This window comes from Streptomyces sp. SAI-127, assembly GCF_029894425.1.
Taxonomy (GTDB): domain Bacteria; phylum Actinomycetota; class Actinomycetes; order Streptomycetales; family Streptomycetaceae; genus Streptomyces.
The window spans coordinates 2,943,401-2,962,287 of record NZ_JARXYJ010000001.1 but is presented as its reverse complement, the minus strand read 5'-3'; the positions used below and the strand labels follow the sequence as shown (position 1 = coordinate 2,962,287).

General features: G+C 71.2%; 13 protein-coding genes. 8 read left to right on the top strand and 5 right to left on the bottom strand.

Annotation, left to right across the window (positions count from 1 at the left end):
* The first annotated feature begins 17 nt into the window (after nucleotides 1-17).
* Both M2157_RS13455 and M2157_RS13450 read left to right on the top strand, forming a co-directional pair.
* The gene (locus M2157_RS13455) at nucleotides 18-1,445 is read left to right on the top strand and encodes an amino acid permease (RefSeq protein ID WP_280865365.1); all 1,428 of its coding nucleotides are present in this window, start codon (nucleotides 18-20) and stop codon (nucleotides 1,443-1,445) included.
* 44 nt (nucleotides 1,446-1,489) lie between these two features.
* Complete coding sequence (locus M2157_RS13450) at nucleotides 1,490-2,665, top strand: pyridoxal phosphate-dependent aminotransferase (RefSeq protein ID WP_280865364.1); 1,176 nt, start codon at nucleotides 1,490-1,492, stop codon at nucleotides 2,663-2,665.
* 52 nt (nucleotides 2,666-2,717) lie between these two features.
* Here M2157_RS13450 and katG read toward each other — a convergent pair whose 3' ends face one another.
* Together katG and M2157_RS13440 are read right to left on the bottom strand one after the other, a co-directional pair.
* Nucleotides 2,718-4,934, bottom strand: coding sequence for a catalase/peroxidase HPI (katG, locus tag M2157_RS13445; protein WP_280865363.1), 2,217 nt, complete (start codon nucleotides 4,932-4,934; stop codon nucleotides 2,718-2,720).
* A gap of 24 nt (nucleotides 4,935-4,958) precedes the next feature.
* Nucleotides 4,959-5,405 (bottom strand): Fur family transcriptional regulator, encoded by a 447-nt coding sequence (locus M2157_RS13440; protein ID WP_266509129.1) that lies wholly within the window; start codon nucleotides 5,403-5,405, stop codon nucleotides 4,959-4,961.
* Nucleotides 5,406-5,632: 227 nt separating this feature from the next.
* Here M2157_RS13440 and M2157_RS13435 point away from each other — a divergent pair, with 227 nt between their 5' ends.
* The 5 genes from M2157_RS13435 to M2157_RS13415 all read left to right on the top strand — a co-directional run bounded on the left by M2157_RS13435 (nucleotide 5,633) and on the right by M2157_RS13415 (nucleotide 12,689).
* Nucleotides 5,633-9,760 (top strand): bifunctional nitrate reductase/sulfite reductase flavoprotein subunit alpha, encoded by a 4,128-nt coding sequence (locus M2157_RS13435; RefSeq protein WP_280865361.1) that lies wholly within the window; start codon nucleotides 5,633-5,635, stop codon nucleotides 9,758-9,760.
* A gap of 48 nt (nucleotides 9,761-9,808) precedes the next feature.
* Nucleotides 9,809-10,441 carry a hypothetical protein gene (locus M2157_RS13430; protein WP_280862048.1) on the top strand — a complete coding sequence of 211 codons (633 nt, stop codon included), beginning with the start codon at nucleotides 9,809-9,811 and terminating at the stop codon, nucleotides 10,439-10,441.
* A 41-nt stretch (nucleotides 10,442-10,482) separates the two neighbouring features.
* Entirely contained in the window at nucleotides 10,483-11,196 is a 714-nt protein-coding gene (locus M2157_RS13425) for a YcnI family protein (RefSeq protein ID WP_280862047.1), read from the top strand.
* Nucleotides 11,197-11,262: 66 nt separating this feature from the next.
* Nucleotides 11,263-11,904: a hypothetical protein gene (locus M2157_RS13420; RefSeq protein WP_280865360.1), complete on the top strand. Its 642-nt coding sequence runs from the start codon at nucleotides 11,263-11,265 to the stop codon at nucleotides 11,902-11,904.
* A gap of 200 nt (nucleotides 11,905-12,104) precedes the next feature.
* On the top strand, nucleotides 12,105-12,689 hold the full coding sequence (locus M2157_RS13415) for a sigma-70 family RNA polymerase sigma factor (protein ID WP_280865359.1): 585 nt from the start codon (nucleotides 12,105-12,107) through the stop codon (nucleotides 12,687-12,689).
* A 119-nt stretch (nucleotides 12,690-12,808) separates the two neighbouring features.
* On the opposite strand, the gene M2157_RS13410 is transcribed toward M2157_RS13415, so the two are convergent.
* Both M2157_RS13410 and M2157_RS13405 read right to left on the bottom strand, forming a co-directional pair.
* Entirely contained in the window at nucleotides 12,809-15,928 is a 3,120-nt protein-coding gene (locus M2157_RS13410) for an FAD-binding and (Fe-S)-binding domain-containing protein (protein ID WP_280865358.1), read from the bottom strand.
* 60 nt (nucleotides 15,929-15,988) lie between these two features.
* A complete protein-coding gene (locus M2157_RS13405; RefSeq protein WP_280862043.1) occupies nucleotides 15,989-16,468 on the bottom strand; it encodes a MarR family transcriptional regulator in 480 nt (159 codons plus the stop codon).
* Between the two features lie 83 nt (nucleotides 16,469-16,551).
* Here M2157_RS13405 and M2157_RS13400 point away from each other — a divergent pair, with 83 nt between their 5' ends.
* Nucleotides 16,552-17,067 (top strand): YceI family protein, encoded by a 516-nt coding sequence (locus M2157_RS13400; RefSeq protein ID WP_280862042.1) that lies wholly within the window; start codon nucleotides 16,552-16,554, stop codon nucleotides 17,065-17,067.
* Here the strand turns inward: M2157_RS13400 and M2157_RS13395 are convergent.
* Nucleotides 17,048-18,718 (bottom strand): hypothetical protein, encoded by a 1,671-nt coding sequence (locus tag M2157_RS13395; protein ID WP_280863758.1) that lies wholly within the window; start codon nucleotides 18,716-18,718, stop codon nucleotides 17,048-17,050. The two genes, M2157_RS13400 and M2157_RS13395, sit on opposite strands and share 20 nt — an antisense overlap.
* Nucleotides 18,719-18,887 lie beyond the last annotated feature (169 nt).

Below are 18,887 nucleotides of genomic sequence, written 5' to 3'. Positions count from 1 at the left end.
AACTAATTTCCCGGTCCATGACAGCAACCCTCCCCGAAACCCCTCCCGCGGAGTCCGGTGGCCTGCAGGCCGGTCTCAAGAACCGCCATCTGTCGATGATCGCGATCGGCGGTGTCATCGGCGCCGGCCTGTTCGTCGGCTCCGGCTCCGGCATCGCCGCCGCAGGCCCCGGCATCCTCGTCTCGTACGCCCTCGTCGGCGTCCTCGTCGTCCTCGTGATGCGCATGCTCGGCGAGATGGCCGCGGCCAACCCCACCTCGGGCTCGTTCTCCGCCTACGCCGACCGCGCGCTGGGCCGCTGGGCGGGCTTCACCATCGGCTGGTTGTACTGGTTCTTCTGGGTCGTGGTGCTCGCCGTCGAGGCGACCGCCGGGGCCAAGATCCTGGCCGGCTGGATGCCGGCGGTCCCGCAGTGGGGCTGGGCCCTGATCGTCATGGTCGTCCTGACCGCCACCAACCTGGTCTCGGTCAGCTCCTACGGCGAGTTCGAGTTCTGGTTCGCCGGCATCAAGGTCGTCGCGATCGCCGCGTTCATCGTGGTCGGAGGGCTCGCGATCTTCGGGCTGCTGCCCGGTTCGGACCACCCGGCCTCCGGTTTCTCCAACCTCACCGCGCACGGCGGTTTCCTGCCCAACGGCCCCGGAGCGATCCTCACCGGCGTCCTGATGGTGGTCTTCTCCTTCATGGGCAGCGAGATCGTCACCCTCGCCGCGGGTGAGACCGCCGACCCGCGGGCCGCCGTCACCAAGGCCACCAACAGCGTGATCTGGCGGATCGCGGTGTTCTACCTGGGCTCGATCCTGATCGTGGTGTCGCTGCTGCGCTGGAACGACCCGGCCATCCTCAAGGACGGCTCGTACGTCGCCGCCCTCAGCTCCATCGGCATCCCGCACGCCGCCCAGATCATGAACACCATCGTGCTGACCTCCGTGCTGTCCTGCCTCAACTCCGGCCTGTACACGGCCTCGCGCATGGCCTTCTCGCTCGGCCGCCGCAGCGACGCCCCGGCCGCGTTCGGGCGGACCACGGGCCGCGGTGTGCCGCAGGCGGCCATCCTGGCCTCGGTGGTCTTCGGCTTCGTCGCGGTCGCCTTCAACTACCTGTGGCCCGACACCGTCTTCCAGTTCCTGCTCAACTCCTCCGGTGCGATCGCCCTGTTCGTCTGGCTGGTGATCTGCTTCTCCCAGCTGCGGATGCGCAAGATCATCCAGCGGGAGTCGCCGGAGAAGCTGGTCGTCCGGATGTGGCTCTACCCCTACCTCACCTGGGCCACCATCGCCCTGATCACTTTCGTCCTGGGCTACATGCTCACCGACACCGCGGACGGCGGAGGCCGGGACCAGGTCGTCCTGTCCACCCTGGTCGCCCTGGCCGTTGTGGCCTACGCGGTGATACGCCAACGTCGGGCGGCCCGGACCGAGCCGAAGCTCTCCGACCAGGTCTGACCTGCGGGTTCTTAGGCCTTCGTCGACTTTGGCATGATTCCCGCATGAGGATCTCGCAGCGCGCCCAGTCCGTCGCGCCGTTCTACGCCATGGAGTTCGGCAAGCACGCCGCGGCGCTGGAGGCCGAGGGGCACCGCGTCGTCAAGCTCAGTCTCGGGGAGCCGGACTTCGGGGCGCCGCCGGCCGTGCTGGACGCGCTGCGGGAGGCCGTGGGCAGCAGGCCCATGAGCTACACCGGAGCGCTCGGGCTGCCCGAACTGCGGCAGGCCATAGCGCGGTTCTACGGCGATCAGCACGGCGTCGACGTCGATCCGGGCCGGGTCGTCGTGACCGCGGGGGCGTCGGCGGCGCTGGTGCTGGGCGCCGCCGCCCTCGTCGACCCGGGGGACGAGGTGCTCATCGCCGACCCGTCCTACCCCTGCAACCGGCAGATCGCCGAGAGCTTCGGTGCGCGGGTCACCCTCGTGCCCACCAGTGCCGAATCGCGGTACCAGTTGGACACGGCCTCGGTGCGGTCGTACTGGACGGACCGCACCCGCGGGACCATGGTCGCCAGCCCCTCCAACCCGACCGGCACCTCCGTCCCGGCCGACGAGCTGGCGGCCATCTGCGAGCTCGCCCGGGAGCGGGACGCCTGGCGGATCGTCGACGAGATCTACCTCGACCTCGGCGATCACGACGCGCAGGGACGGCCGCCGCGCAGTGTGCTGTCGTACGACCGGGAGGCCGTCGTCATCAACAGCTTCTCCAAGTACTTCGGGATGACCGGCTGGCGGCTGGGGTGGTGTGTCGTGCCCGAGGCGCTGGTGCCCGCGCTGGAGCGGCTGGCCCAGAACTACATGATCTGTGCCTCCACCCCCGCCCAGCACGCCGCGCTCGCGTGTTTCACGCCCGAATCGCTCGCCGTGTGCGAGGAGCGGCGGGCCGAGTTCGGGCGGCGGCGGGCGCTGGTCCTCGAGGGGCTGGAGCAGATCGGGCTGCCGGTGCCCGTGCCGCCCGACGGGGCGTTCTACGTGTACTTCGACGTCAGCGGCACCGGGCTCAGCTCGTGGGAGTTCTGCGGACGGGCGCTCCAGGAGGCGCATGTCGCCCTCACACCGGGGCGGGACTTCGGGGTGGGGACCGCCGAGACCCACGTACGGCTGTCCTACGCCGCCTCGGCCGACGAACTGCGCGAGGGGATCGCGCGGCTCGGGAAGTTCGTGGCCACGCTCGACTAGACATGCCAGAGGGGCCGGTCCATGTGGACCGGCCCCTGTGGCGTTCAGTCGATCAGACCAGGTCGAAGCGGTCCAGGTTCGAGACCTTGACCCACGCGTCGACGAAGTCCTTCACGAACTTCTCCTTCGCGTCGTCGCTCGCGTAGACCTCCGCGAGGGCGCGCAGCTCGGAGTTGGAGCCGAAGACCAGGTCGGCACGGGTGCCGGTCCACTTCAGCTTGCCGGTCTCCGCGTCGCGGCCCTCGAAGGCGGTCTGGTCCTCCGAGGTGGACTTCCACGTCGTGCCCAGGTCGAGCAGGTTGACGAAGAAGTCGTTGGTCAGGACGCCCGGACGGTCGGTGAAGACGCCGTGCGTCGTGCCGCCCTGGTTGGCGCCGAGAACACGCAGACCACCGACGAGGGCGGTCATCTCGGGGGCGCTCAGGGTGAGCAGGTTCGCCCTGTCGAGCAGCAGGTACTCGGCCGGCAGGCGGTTGCCCTTGCCGAGGTAGTTGCGGAAGCCGTCCGCGACCGGCTCCAGCGCCGCGAAGGACTCCACGTCGGTGTGCTCCTCGGTGGCGTCCACGCGACCCGGCGTGAAGGGGACCTCCACGTAGTAGCCCGCGTCCTTGGCGGCCTGCTCGACCGCCGCGGCACCCGCGAGGACGATCAGGTCGGCCAGGGAGACCTTCTTGGCACCGGTGTTGAACTCGGCCTGGACGCCCTCCAGGACACGCAGGACCTGGCCGAGCTGCTCCGGGTCGTTGACCTCCCAGCCGCGCTGCGGCTCCAGGCGGATGCGGGCGCCGTTGGCGCCGCCGCGCTTGTCGCTGCCGCGGAAGGTGGACGCCGAGGCCCACGCCGTCGACACCAGCTGCGAGACGGTCAGGCCCGTCTCCAGGACCTTGGCCTTCAGGGACGCGACGTCGCCGGCGTCGATGGTCTCGCCCTCGGCCTGCGGCAGCGGGTCCTGCCACAGCAGCGTCTCCGCCGGGACCTCCGGGCCGAGGTACAGGGACTTCGGGCCCAGGTCACGGTGGGTCAGCTTGTACCAGGCGCGGGCGAAGGCGTTCGCGAACTGGTCCGGGTTCTCGTGGAAGCGCTTCGAGATCTCGCCGTAGATCGGGTCGAAGCGCAGCGAGAGGTCGGTGGTGAGCATCGTGGGCCGACGCTTCTTCGACGGGTCGTGGGCGTCCGGGATGATCTCCTGCGAGTCCTTGGCCACCCACTGGTTGGCACCGGCGGGGCTCTGGGTGAGCTCCCACTCGTAGCCGAAGAGGATGTCGAAGAAGTCGTTGCTCCACTGGGTGGGCTTGGTGGTCCAGGTGACCTCGAGACCGGAGGTGATGGCGTCGCCGCCCTTGCCGGTGCCGTGGGTGGACTTCCAGCCCAGGCCCTGCTCCTCCATGGAGGCGGCCTCGGGGTCGTTGCCGACCGCGTCGGCCGGGCCCGCGCCGTGGGTCTTGCCGAAGGTGTGGCCACCGGCGATGAGGGCGACGGTCTCCTCGTCGTTCATCGCCATCCGGCGGAACGTCTCGCGGATGTCGCGGGCCGCGGCGAGCGGGTCCGGGTTGCCGTTGGGGCCCTCGGGGTTGACGTAGATGAGGCCCATCTGGACGGCGCCGAGCGGGTTCTCGAGCTCACGGTCGCCGGTGTAGCGCTGGTCGTCGAGCCAGGTGGTCTCGGGACCCCAGTAGACGTCCTCGTCGGCCTCCCAGACGTCGGCGCGGCCGCCGGCGAAGCCGAAGGTCTCGAAGCCCATGGTCTCCAGCGCGACGTTGCCGGTGAGGATCATGAGGTCGGCCCAGGAGATGGACTGGCCGTACTTCTTCTTCACCGGCCACAGCAGACGGCGGGCCTTGTCCAGGTTGCCGTTGTCCGGCCAGCTGTTCAGCGGCGCGAAGCGCTGCTGGCCACGGCCGCCACCGCCGCGGCCGTCACTGATGCGGTAGGTGCCGGCGCTGTGCCAGGCCATCCGGATCATCAGCGGGCCGTAGTTGCCGAAGTCCGCGGGCCACCAGTCCTGCGAGGTGGTGAGCACCTCGGCGATGTCCCGTTTCACGGCGTCCAGGTCGAGGGCCTGGAAGGCCTCGGCGTAGTCGAAGTCCGCACCGAGCGGGTTCGCCACGACGGGGTCCTTGGCGAGGATCTTCAGGTTCAGCCGCTCCGGCCACCACTGGCGGTTGCCACCGCCCTGGGTCGGGTGCGGGGCGCGCCCGTGCGCGACCGGGCAGCCACCGGTGCCCTCAGTCTTGGCGTCGGTGACGATTGCATCGGGGTTCTCAGACATTTCAGTCCTTCCGAACTGGGTGGATCACGGTGCTGAAATAAGCCTTTGGGGGGAACAGTCGGGGCACAGGCCCCAGTAGATGACCTCGGCCTCGTCGATCGAGAAGCCGCGGTCGTCCGAAGCTGTCAGGCAGGGCGCGTGACCGACGGCACAGTCGACGTCGACGACGGCCCCGCACGACCGGCAGACCAGGTGATGGTGGTTGTCCCCGACCCGTCCCTCGAACCGTGCCGGGCTGCCGGGCGGCTCGAGGCGGCGCACGAGACCCGCCGCGGTGAGCGAGTGCAGGGCCTCGTACACGGCCTGGAGGGATATGTGGCCGAGACGGTCACGCACTCCCGTGGCGAGCGCGTCGGCCGCGAGGTGGTCACCGGCCCGGACGGTCTCGAGCAGTGCGACGCGCGCGGCCGTCACCCGCAGGCCGGCACCGCGCAGCTCGTCGGCGGTGTTCGGAAGCCGGGGGGCGGTCATGCGACCAACCTACCCCCACAAACACGAATGGTTCAAGAAATGGAACCGTTCCAAATCTGTGGCGCCTCGGTTCGGGGCTCCTCCGGCACGCAAAGGCGCTCACAACACTGGCCGGTGAGGTGTGCGGGCGGTGTAACCCCTGATGAACGGCTCGGGAGACATCTGCGTAATGGGCATTTCGTACGGTCGGAGGAGATCGAAACGACTGAGCTCAGGGAGGCGTGCCCGTGGTGCGGACGGTCTGCTCGTACTGCGGTGTGGGCTGCGGCCTGGTCCTCGACATCGGCACCGGCCCGGACGGACGGCGTACGGTCCTGAAGGCGTCCGGGGACAAGGAGCACCCCGCCAACTTCGGCAAGCTCTGCACCAAGGGCGCCACCACCGCCGACCTGCTCGCCGCGCCCGGGCGGCTGTCCACGGCCCTGGTACGGCCCGAGCGGGGCGAGGAGCCGGTGCCACAAGCCGTCGGCGTGGGGATCACCGAGACGGCCCGGCGGCTGCGGGAGATCATCGACGAGCACGGTCCCGACGCGGTCTCGCTCTACGTCTCCGGCCAGATGAGCCTGGAGGCGCAGTACCTGGCGAACAAGCTCGCCAAGGGGTTCATGGGCACCAACCAGATCGAGTCGAACTCCCGGCTGTGCATGGCCAGCGCCGGCACCGGCTACAAGCTGTCGCTCGGGGCGGACGGTCCGCCCGGCTCGTACCAGGACTTCGAGCAGGCCGACCTCTTCTTCGTCATCGGCTCCAACATGGCCGACTGCCATCCCATCCTGTTCCTCAGGATGATGGAGCGGGTGAAGTCGGCGGGCGCCAAGGTGATCGTCGTCGATCCGCGGCGCACCGCCACGGCCGCGAAGGCGGACCTGTTCCTGCAGATCAAGCCGGGTGCCGACCTCGCGCTGCTGAACGGCCTGCTGCACCTGCTGCACGCCGAGGGCCGCATCGACCCCGAGTTCGTCGCCGCCCACACCGAGGGCTGGGAGGCGATGCCGGAGTTCCTCGCGGACTACGCGCCCGCCGCGGTGGCCGAGATGACGGGCCTCGCCGAGGAGGACATCCGGGAGGCGGCGCGGCTCATCGGATCGGCCGGTGAGTGGATGAGCCTGTGGACCATGGGGCTCAACCAGTCCACCCACGGCACCTGGAACACCAACGCCGTGGTCAACCTCCATCTCGCCACGGGTGCCATCTGCCGCCCCGGCAGCGGCCCCTTCTCCCTCACCGGCCAGCCCAACGCCATGGGCGGCCGCGAGATGGGCTACATGGGCCCGGGCCTGCCCGGCCAGCGGTCCGTCCTCGTCGACGACGAGCGGGCCTTCATGGAGGACCTCTGGGAGCTGCCCCCGGACACCCTGCGCGCCGACGGCGTCGGCAAGGGCACGGTCGAGATGTTCCAGAAGATGGCCGACGGCGAGATCAAGGCCTGCTGGATCATCTGCACCAACCCGGTCGCCTCGGTCGCCAACCGCCGCACGGTCATCGAGGGACTGGAGGCCGCCGAGTTCGTCGTCACGCAGGACGTCTTCGCCGACACCGAGACCAACGCCTACGCCGACGTCGTGCTGCCCGGCGCGCTGTGGACGGAGGGCGAGGGCGTCTTCGTCAACAGCGAGCGCAACCTCACGCTGACCCCGGCGGTGGCCGACCCGCCCGGCGAGGCGATGGCGGACTGGCGGATCATCGCGGCCGTCGCGTGCGAGATGGGGTACGAGAAGGGGTTCTCCTACGACAGCGCGGAGGCCGTCTTCGAGGAGATCAAGCAGGCCTGGAACCCGAAGACGGGCTGGGACCTGCGCGGGGTCTCGTACGAGCGGCTGCGGGAGACGCCGGTGCAGTGGCCCGCGGCGAGTCCGGACGGGCCGGACCGGAACCCGATCCGGTACGTGGGGGAGGACGGTTCGCTGAGGTTCCCCACCGCGAGCGGGCGGGGCGTCTTCTACGCCCGGCCGCACATCCCGCCGACCGAGATGCCGGACGACGACTACCCGTTCGTCCTCAACACCGGACGGCTCCAGCACCAGTGGCACACGCTGACCAAGACGGCGAAGGTGGCGAAGCTGAACAAGCTGAACCCCGGGCCCTTCGTGGAACTGCACCCCCAGGACGCGTCGGCCCTGGGGGTGGCCGACGGCGACTCCGTCGAGGTGGCCTCCCGGCGCGGCCGGGCCGTGCTGCCGGCCGTCGTGACGGACCGGGTGCGGCCCGGGTGCTGCTTCGCGCCCTTCCACTGGAACGACCTGTTCGGGGAGTACCTGAGCGTCAACGCGGTGACGAGCGACGCGGTGGACCCGCTGTCGTTCCAGCCGGAGTTCAAGGTGTGCGCGGTGTCGCTGACGAAGGTGGCCGTGCCGGTGACCTTGCGGGCTCCGGCGGCCGCGGTGGCTCCGGCTCCGGAAGCTGCGCCGGCGGTCGCTGAGGCGGTTCCCCCCGCGTCCATGGCCGCGTCCGTCTTCGGCCTCCACCCCGCACCGCCGCCCGTCCTCACCGCGCAGGAACGTCAGTACCTGGTCGGCTTCCTTGCCGGGGTCCCCGCCGGGGTGCCCGGCGTGCCGGTCCTGCCGCCCGACGCGCCCTTCACCCCCGAACACGCCCTGTGGGTGAACGGCACACTCGCCGGGATGTACTCACGGGCGGGGGCCACACAGCCCTCGGCCACACTGCTGCGCCGTGAGGTCGTCATCCTGTGGGCCTCGCAGACCGGCAACGCCGAGGAGTTCGCGGCCGCCACCGCCGAGCGGCTCACCACCTCCGGCCACAGCACGTCCATGGTCGGCATGGACCAGGCAGACCTCGGCGAACTGCCGCCCGGAGCCGACCTGTTGCTGATCACCAGCACCTTCGGCGACGGCGACGCCCCCGACAACGGCAGTGGCTTCTGGGAGACGCTGGCCGACCCCGGCACCCCCCGCCTGGAGGGCCGCCGGTACGCCGTGCTGGCCTTCGGCGACTCGTCGTACGACGACTTCTGCGGGCACGGCCGCCGCCTGGACCAGCGCCTCGACGAACTGGGCGCGCGGCGGCTCGCCCCACGCACGGACTGCGAACCGGACTTCGAGGACGCGGCGCACGGCTGGCTGGACCAGGTCCTGACGGCGCTGTCCGACACCCCGGCGGCCGACACCGGGATCTCCGACACCAGCGCGGCCGACACCCGCCCCTCCGCCCCCACAGTGATCCAGGCACCCCCGGTCACACCCCCGGCGCCCCCGGCCGCCCGGCCCCGCTCCAAGAAGCCCGTCCCCGTCCTCGCCCGCCTCACCGGCAACCGCCTCCTGAGTCTGCCCGGCGCCGGCAAGGAGGTCCGCAGGTTCACCTTCGACACCCGCGACAGCGAGAGCCCGCTCCTCTACGACGCCGGGGACGCCCTCGGCATCCGGCCGCTCAACTCGGTGGACCTGGTCGAGGAGTGGCTGGCGGTCACCGGCCTGGACGCCGGGGCCGCGGTGGACGTGAACGGCGTGGGAGAGGTCCCGCTCGGCGAGGCGTTCCTGCGGCACCTCGACATCACCAGGATCACCCCCGGCCTGCTCCGGTTCGTCGCCGAACGCACCCGGGACCCAAGGGAGTTGAAGAAGCTCCTGCGCCCGGACAACAAGGACGAGCTCGCCAAGTGGGGCTGGGGCCGCCAGGCCGTGGACGTGATCACCGAGTACGGCGTGACGGCCGGCCCGCAGGAGTGGACGCAGACCCTCGGACGCCTCCAGCCGCGGCTGTACTCCATATCGTCCAGCCCGCTGACCGACCCGCACCTGGTCTCGCTGACCGTCTCCGTCGTGCGCTACGAGAACCTGCACGGCAGGCCCCGCCAGGGTGTCTGCTCGCCCTTCCTCGCCGACGCCGCCGCGGACACCCCGGTGCCCGTGCACGTCCAGCGTTCCCCGCACTTCCGCCCGCCGGCCGACTCCGGCACGCCCATGGTCATGGTCGGCCCCGGCACCGGCGTCGCCCCCTTCGTCGGCTTCCTGGAGCAGCGCCGCGCTCTCGGCCACCGGGGCCCGAACTGGCTGTTCTTCGGCGAACAGCACAAGGCGACCGACTTCTACTACGAGGACGAGCTGACCGGGTTCCTCGCGGACGGCACCCTCGCCCGCCTGGACACCGCCTTCTCCCGTGACCAGCGCGCGAAGGTCTACGTCCAGGACCGGATGCGCGAACACGGCCCGCTGCTGTGGTCCTGGCTCCAGGACGGCGCCCACTTCTACGTGTGCGGCGACGCCTCCCGCATGGCGAAGGACGTCGACCAGGCGCTCAGGGACATCGCGGTCCTCCACGGCGGCTTGGACCAGGCGGGCGCGGCGGCCTATGTGAAGCAACTCGCCACGGACAAGCGCTATGTGCGTGACATCTATTGACCGGGCCCGTCAGCGAGCCCCGGGCCACAGGTGGGAGTATCGGTCGCCATGAGAGCGTCCCCAGCGGTCCGGAGCCTGCGCGCGGCGGTGTTCGCCGCGCTGTGCGTGCTGCTGGCCACCGGGGGCCACGCACTGGCGACCGGGATGGCACCGCCGGTGTGGGCGCAGGCGGCCGGGTTCGTGCCGATGTTCGTGACCGGCTGGCTGCTCGGCGGCCGGGAGCGGTCGCTCAAGGCCATCGGCGGAGCGACCCTCACTTCCCAGGGCGGGCTGCATCTGGGCTTCGGCGCGGCTCGCTCGCGCTCTACGGGGACGCCGTACGGCATGGCGATGCACCACATGCCGGCGACGCACACGATGACCCTGCACGGCCTGCGCATGGCGCATATGGCGGCACCGCACCCCCACGCCCTGACCCCGCATGCCACCGCCGCCCATGTCTCGGCCGCTCTCCTGCTGACCTGGTGGCTCCGACGCGGCGAGGCGGCCCTGTGGTCCCTGCTGCGCCGGGCGGTCGCGCTCGTACCGGGCCTCGCGGCCTGGTGGCGGGGGTACGGCGAACCGGTCGCCCCGGACCCGGTACGCCCACCGGCCGACGGCCCGTGCGCACCTCGTCCCCTCCTGCTCCGCCACACGGTCCACCGGCGCGGACCGCCCACCACGATCCCGTACGCGATCTGACCCTTTCCTCCCTTTCCTGTCAGTACGGAGATTCCTCAGCCATGTCCTCAGCACGCACCTCCCTGCGCCGAGTCGGCGTCGCCGGCGCCCTCGCCGCCGCCGCGGTACTGACCGCCGCGGGCGCCGCCTCCGCGCACGTCACCGTCCACCCCGACAGCTACGCCAAGGGCGCCACCGACGGTGCCCTGACCTTCCGGGTCCCCGACGAGAGCGACACCGCGAGCACCACGAAGGTCCAGCTGTTCCTGCCCACCGACCACCCGCTGCTCGGCGTGCTCGTCTCCCCGCACGACGGGTGGACCGCGAAGGTCACGGACACCAAGCTCACGACACCGGTCAAGACGGACGACGGCACGATCACCGACGCGGTCTCCGAGGTCACCTGGACCGGCGGGAAGATCGGCCCAGGGCAGTACGAGGACTTCGACGTAGCCTTCGGTCAACTCCCCGACGACACCGCCCGGCTGACCTTCAAGACTCTCCAGACCTACTCCGACGGGAAGGTCGTCCGCTGGATCGAGGAGGCCGCCCAGGGCGACGAGGAGCCGGAGAACCCGGCGCCGGTCCTCAAGCTGACGCCGGCCGGGACCACGTCGGCCACCGCGTCGCAGACCTCCGCGGTCGCGTCCAAGGCGTCGAAGACCTCCGCGAGCGACTCCACCGCCCGCGGTCTCGGCGTCGCCGGGCTGGTCGTGGGCGTGCTGGGGCTCGCGGCGGGGGCCCTCGCCGTCGTACGGAGCCGCCGTACGCAGTGAGCGGGAACCTGTGGATCTGCGTACCCACAGGTGGTGATCGGTGCCCGGGTGGAAGGATGAGGCGCCATGACGGCAGGGTGGTGTTCTCGCACGGTACGGGCCGCGGTGTTCGCGGCCGTCTGTGTGCTGCTCGCCGCCCTGGGCCACGTCCTCATGTCCGGCACCCATGTGCCCGGATGGACACTGGCAGCGAGCCTGGTCCTCACCGGGGGCGCGGGCTGGTGTCTGACCGGCCGTGAACGCGGACTCCCGCTGATCGTGGCCGTCGTGGTCGCTGCCCAGACGGCCCTGCACTCGGCGTTCACCCTCGCGCAGCCCGCACCGGCGGCACAGGACACTGGCGCGATGCACATGGAGTCCATGCACACGAGTGGCATGGACTCCATGGATATGTCCCCCATGGGGACGTCAGCGGGCGTCGGTGCTCTCTCGTTCTGGATGCCGTTCGGGATGTACGCCGCCCACCTGCTCGCCGCGCTCCTGACCGGCCTCTGGCTGGCGTACGGCGAGAGGGCCGCGTTCCGTATCCTGCGGGCCGTCGCGGGACGGCTCGCGGCCCCGCTGCGGCTGTTGCTCGCCCTGCCCGCCACTCCGCACCGCCCGCGTCTGCGGGTGCGCCGGCCCCGCTCGGAGCGGGAGCCCCGGCTTCTCCTTCTCGTCCACGCGATCACCCACCGGGGACCGCCCCCGGGGACCGCTGTCGCCTGACGACAGACGGCACCCCGAGGAAGCCCCTGTGCGCCTCGGGCTCGGTCGTGCCCCCACGTATGTGCTGCCCGCACACGTGGTCGCCGCACGGCCGCATCCCCTCACCGGACCGCCGCGCACCCCTGTGCACCGCCATCACATCGGTGGCACCGCCATGACAGCGGTGGCCCGGATCCCGGCTGACCCGAGAAGGACACCTGGTGATCACTTCCGCCCCGCCCGCCCCGGCCGAGTTCCGCACCCGACGGGAGTCCGCCGACGCCTCCGCCACCGCCTGGGCGCTCGCCGCCCGTGCCGGTGACGCCGACGCCGTCGACCACTTCGTCCGCGCGCTGCACCATGACGTGCTGCGCTATGTCTCCTACCTGTGCGCCGACCCGCAGGCCGTGGACGACCTCGCCCAGGACACGTTCCTGCGGGCGCTCGGCAGTCTGCACCGGTTCGAGGGGCGGTCCTCGGCGCGGGCCTGGCTGCTGTCCATCGCCCGCCGCGCGGTGATCGACGGTTTCCGGCATGCCGCGGCCCGGCCCCGCCGGTATGACGGTGCGGACTGGCAGGCCGCGGCCGAGCGCGCTCAGCCGCGGGGCGTGCCCGGCTTCGACGAGGGGATAGTGCTGCTCGACCTGCTGGCCACGTTGCCCGAGGAGCGGCGTGAGGCATTCGTTCTGACGCAGATGCTGGGGCTGTCGTACGAGGAGGCGGCTGTGGTGAGCGGGTGTCCCGTGGGGACAGTGCGGTCCCGCGTGGCGCGGGCCAGGGCGGTGCTGGTGGAGCTGGTGGGGTGAGAGCGCCTATGGGGGTGCCGCGACGTGTTGTCTTGCGGCTGCGGCACGCCTGTGGCTGGTCGCGCCCGCGCGGCGGAGCCGCACATCGACGCAGCCCCGCGCCCCCGAAAACATTCCAGTCACCGTTTGTTTCGGAGGAACCTGGCTGTCGTTCCCGCTGCGGCCAGGGCCGCCATGCTGGTGCCGGCCAGGGCCAGCGCCCTTGCCTTCCGGCTCGGCGGACTGGGCCTCGCGCCCGGCGCCACGCCGTACGCGCTGCCCGGCGCCCCGGGCAGGGCGGACGCCAGCAGTTCCGCCAGGTGCACCGCCTCGTGGCCGCCGCTGTCGAGTTCGTGGATCTGGGTGCGACAGCTGAAACCGTCGGCCAGGACCACCGTCTCGGGGGGCTCGTCGCGCAGACGCGGGAGCAGTACGCGTTCCGCACATGCCTCGCTGACCTCCAAGTGGCCCGGTTCGAAGCCGAAGTTGCCGGCGAGGCCGCAGCAGCCGGAGTCCAGTTGTTCGGCGTCGACGCCGGCGCGGTGCAGGAGTGTGCGGTCGGCCTGCCAGTCCAGGACCGCGTGCTGGTGACAGTGCACCTGGGCGAGGGCCTTCGTTGAGCGTTCCGGGACGTGCGGGGGCTCGTAGCCGGGGGAGTGCTCGGTGAGCAGTTCGGCGAGCGTGACCGTCTGGTCGCGCAGCCGCCGTACGTCACGGTCGCCGGGGAACAGCTCGGGCGCGTCCGACCGGAAGACGGCGGTGCAGCTGGGCTCCAGTCCGACCACCAGGCCGCCCGCCCGGACGTGCTCGGCGAGACGGGGCACGGTCCGGCCCAACACCCGCTCGGCGGTGGCGAGTTGTCCCGTCGAGATCCAGGTCAGGCCGCAGCACAGCGGCTCCTCGGGCAGCACGACCCGCCAGCCCGCGTGCTCCATGAGGGTCACGGCCGCCTGGCCGATGTGCGGGTGGAAGTGGTTGGTGAAGGTGTCCGGCCAGAGCAGGACGCTGCCGCGTGCCCCGTCGCCGTACGGCTCGTGCCGGGCGAACCAGTGCTGCAGCGTCTCACCGGCGAACAGCGGGACTTCGCGGTTCTCCACGCCCGCGATCGCCACGGCGGCCCTGGACAGGGGCGGGGTGTGGGTCAACGCGTTGACGACGGGCCCGAGTCGGGTGCGTCCGACCACTTGCGCCACGGCGGGCAGCCAGCCCATGGACAGATGGGCGCGGGGCCTGCGCCACCAGCGGCCCTCGTAGTGGTGGGACAAAAACTCCGCCTTGTACGTGGCCATGTCGACGTCCGCCGGACAGTCCTTCCTGCAGCCCTTGCAGGCCAGACACAGGTCGAGGGCGTCCCGGACCGCCTCGGACCGCCAGCCGTCCCGCAGCGCGCTGTCGCCGTGTCCGTCGAGCATCTCGAACAGCAGCCGGGCCCGCCCGCGCGTGGAGTGCTCCTCCTCGTGCGTGACCTGGTAGGACGGGCACATCACCGCACCGCCATCGGTGGTGTGCTGACGGCATTTCCCCACGCCCACACAGCGGTTGGCGGCCTCGGCGAAGGACCCGCCGTCGTGCGGGAAGCGGAAGTGCAGATCGCGGGGGTCGTACGGCGCCCAGTCACCGCCGAGCCGCAGGTTCTCGTCCAGCTTGTACGGCGCCACGACCTTCCCGGGGTTCATCCGGCCGAGCGGGTCGAAGACGGCCTTCACCTGCTCGAAGGCGGTGACGAGTCGGTCCCCGAACATCCGCGGCAGCAGCTCGCCCCGGCTCTGCCCGTCGCCGTGCTCGCCCGAGAAGGAGCCGCCGAACTCGACGACCAGGTCGGCTGCCCGCTCCATGAACCGCCGGTAGGCGGCCACTCCGTCTGCGGAGTACAGGTCGAAGGGGATCCGGGTGTGCACACAACCGTGGCCGAAGTGGCCGTAGAGACTGGGCCCGGTGTCACTGAGGTAGCCGAACTCGTCGTACAGGCCCCGCAGTCGGCGCAGGTAGTCGCCGAGCCGCTCGGGCGGGACCGCCGAGTCCTCCCAGCCCTCGAAGGTGTCGGGGCGGCCCGGAATGTGTGCGGTGGCGCCGAGTCCGGCCTCGCGGACCTGCCACAACTCCTGCTCGTGGGACGGGTCGTCGAGGAAGGCGACCTCGGGATCGTGCTCGGACTCGTGCAGGCCGTCCAGCATGCGGTGGGCGTGTTCGTCGGCCTCCTGGAGGGTCTCCCCGCCGAACTGCACCATCAAGTAGGCGTTTCCCTCGGGGAGTTCGGCGCGGGCCTTCGGGTTGAGGTGCTTGATCCGCTCGTCCTGGAGCAGTCGCGAGTCGATGCCCTCCAGCGCGATGGGCTCGTACGGCAGGATCGTCGGTACGGCGTCGGCGGCCGTCTCGATGTCGGGGAACCCGAGGACGACCAGGGTTCGTTCCTTGACCACCGGCACCAGTTCCAGCTCCGCGCGCAACACCGTGACCAGGGTCGACTCGCTGCCGACCAGCAGCCCGGCGACGTCGAAGCCGTGCTCCGGGAGCAGCGAGTCGAGGTTGTAGCCGGAGACCCGGCGCGGGATGTCCGGGAAGCGGGCACGGATCTCGTCGGCGTAGGTGTCGCGCAGGGCGCGCAACTGCCGGTACAGGGAGGCCCGTAGATCTCCGTGCCGCTCGATCTCGGCGTACTCCTCGTCGCTGGTCTCCCCGCACCAGAAGCGGGTGCCGTCGTACAACTGCACTTCCATGCGGGCGATGTTGTCGACGACCTTGCCGTAGGCCTGCGCTGTGGCCCCGCAGGAGTTGTTGCCGATCATTCCGCCGATCGTGCAGTTGGCGTGGGTGGCCGGCTCGGGGCCGAACCGGAGACCCGTCGGGGCGAGTCGGCGGTTGAGCTCGTCGAGGACGATGCCGGGCTGGACGACACAGGTGCGGGCGTCCGGGTCCACGGACTCCAGACGGTCGCAGTACTTCGACCAGTCGATCACCACGGCGGTGTTGGTGCACTGCCCGGCGAGGCTGGTCCCGCCGCCCCGGGACAGCACCGGCGCGCCGTGCTCGCGGGCCACGGCCAGCGCCTCCGCGGCCGCCTCGGGTGTCCGGGGCACGACCACGCCGATCGGGGTCTGACGGAAGTTCGAGGCGTCCGTCGAGTAGGCGGCCCGGCTCCCCGCGTCGAAGCGGACCTCGCCGTCGACCTGCTCGCGCAGTGCGCGCTCCAGGGCCGCCGTGTCCGGCGGGGGTGCGTCAGACCGTCGTACGAGAGGAACGGGCAGGTCGGAGGTCGCCATGAACTCCTCCTTCGGTGTCTGCGCGGGCACCGGCCCGGGTACCCGCAACCGCACCGACGACTACTCCGGCCCCGCCTCCACGGCGAGGTCGGGCAGCAACGCGCGCAGCGCCTCGCGCTGGTCGGCGCCCATGAACCGGGTGAGCGCCTCCTTGACCGTCGCGGCGAGAGTGCCGGAGGACTCCGCCAGCAGGCGCCGGCCCTTCTCGGTGAGGGACACCTCGACGCCCCGCTTGTCGCCGCACACCGACTTGCGGGTGACCAGACCGGCGTGCTGGAGACAGGCGATCTGATAGGTCAGCCGGGTCTTGGGGCGGCCGAGGAGCTCCGCGATCTTCGTCATGCGCACCCCTTCGGCGGGGCGCGCGCCCAGCAGGCACAGCACCAGGAACTCGTCGTGCGAGACGTCCAGACCGTCCTTGACGGCGGAGCGCAGCTCCTGTTCCACGGCTCCCGTCGCGGCCAGCAGCAGCATCCAGGCATGCAGTTCGGGCGGCAGGAGCCCTTCGGACACGGAGGGACATTCGGACGGGTCGGCCATGGATTCAAGTGTAGCTGTTGTCCAAATTTGAAGTATCGGCTAGCGTGATGTCATCCAAATTTGGACCACCTGAGTGAGGAATCATGACCGTCGCCGTCGAAACCGGAACCTGGCAGCTCGACCGGACCGCCACCACCGTGGCCCTGAAGCACAAGACGATGTGGGGCCTGGTCACCGTGAAGGGCGCCTTCACCACCGTGGACGGCCAGGGCGAGGTGCGGGCCGACGGTTCCGCCGTCGGCACCGTGACCCTCGACGCCGCCTCTCTCGACACCAAGAACGCCAAGCGCGACGAGCACCTGCGGGGTGCCGACTTCTTCGACGTCGCGAACCACCCCGAGATCACCTTCGCGGTGCGCAGCGCCGAGCTGCGGGACGGCGACCAGGTGCATGTGATCGGCCAGCTGACCGCGCGCGGCATCAGCCGCCCCCAGTCCTTCACCGCGCAGCTCGCCGACGCGAGCGCCGACGCGGTCACCCTGAACGCCGAATTCTCGGTGGACCGCGAGCACTTCGGCCTGGGCTGGAATCAGATGGGCATGATCCGCGGCCTGACCACGGTCACCGCCACGCTCCGCTTCACACGGTCGGCAGCGTGACGTCGGCGCTCGACAGCGTCTGCGGCGAGGACGTGAACACCCGGAGCCGGATCCGCTGACCCGGCGTCGGCAGGGCGTACGTCCCCTCGGGCGGCCGGAGCTCGTACGTCGCCGTCGCGTGCGCGGGCAGCGTGGCCGGCCCCCGCAGGACCGAGAAGTACGGGTACATGCCCTGACCCCGGGTCAGCGTGAAGTGCGGCGTGAGCGAGTCGTCGTCCGTGTTGGTGACCCGCAGGGTCAGCCGGGACAGCGTGCGGACGTCGTGGCGCACGGAGGTGACCTCCATGCGCAGCGGCGGTGAGCCGGTGGCCGCCAGCGCCGCGCTCGCCACCGCCGGGCTCAGCAGCAGCACGGCCGCGGCGATCCGCGCCGGACGCCGGTACGGACCGGCCGGCCGGCACGTGAACGGCTGCCAGGCCCCCGCGAACTCCGCTGCGGGCGCGGTCACCGCCGCCGCCAGCCACAGCGGGGTCATCATGAGGTAGTAGCCGTCCTGCGAACGGGTCGCCAGCCAGAAGGCCAGCCACGGCAGCACGGTCGCCGCCGGGCCCAGGCGGCGCACGAACAGCACGAACAACGCCAGCAGGCCGGCGAGCAGCAGCAGACTCGCGTACCCGTACCAGTCGAGCCGGTCGCTGCCGTTCGTGAGATACAGCGACACGCCCACCAGGCCCTGGCCGTGCAGCACCGCACCCTGGAGCAGCGGCAGCGCGATCCCCTTCAGCCAGGCGACCGGCTGGCTCACGATGAAGTACGTGTTGATCAGCAGCCATGCGGTGGCGGCGACACCGGCGAGCCGCAGCACCACCAGGCCCGCCGCCCGCGCGCCGAGCTCCCCACGTCGTACGGCGTAGACCCCGGCGAGCAGGAACGGCGCGAGGAACCACGGCAACTGCTGCGCCGCGCATGCCGCGCCCAGACAGGCGGCCTGCGCCATCCCGGCCGGACCCAGCCGCCCGCCCCGCCCGATCCGGGGCCAGCGCACCACCACCGGCACCAGCAGGGCCAGCGCCAGGATCGCCGGGTAGCCGAGCCGGCCGTACATGGAAATCATCGAGAACCCCAGGCACGCCATGGTCGCCACCGACCGCCACGGCACGGGCAGCAGCCACCACAGCACGACCGTGCCGACGAGCAGCGCCCCCGTGCTCATCGCTATGGCCGGCAGACCGCCGTGGCCGAGCCAGAGCAGGGGTGCGGTCAACAGCGGCGCGAGCGGGGGATAGCCGTACGTGTAGTCGTAGCCGCCCGTGACGGTCGGGGTGAGCGCGATGCCGTTGCCGCCGAAGAGCCAGGGCCAGGGGTGGCCGTAGACCCCGTGCCCGGCGACCAGTTCGCGCGCCGCCTGGGCGGTGAGGACGGACTCGTCGGAGCCGCGGTGGAACAGGACGAACGCGCACAGGGCGAGCGTCAGCCCGGTCACCAGCACACACAGGTCCACCCGCGCCAGGGCCCGCCGGCCGCGCACCACCAGCGCGAGAACGCCGCAGACCAGGATCGAGGCGTAGCAGACGGAGATGACCGCGGCCACGGCCGGACGGTGGGTGGCCGCCTGCGTCCACACCTCACGTGTACCGATGAAGAGGCTGACGTCCGCGAGCAGCGTCAGGACGCGATGCCACTGCGTGGGAGGTTCCGGGGCGGTGGACACCGCGGGCTGGGTGGGCCGGCCGGGTGCCGACAGCTGAGTATCTGCCAGGAGCACGACATCGGACGCTAATCGGACCCGGTGAGCCAGGTGTCGCGGGAGGCCAAGAGTCCGGTGTGAGGCGAGTAAGACCCTTTTCGGCACGGCGGGCCGCGGTGCGATGTGTGAGCCG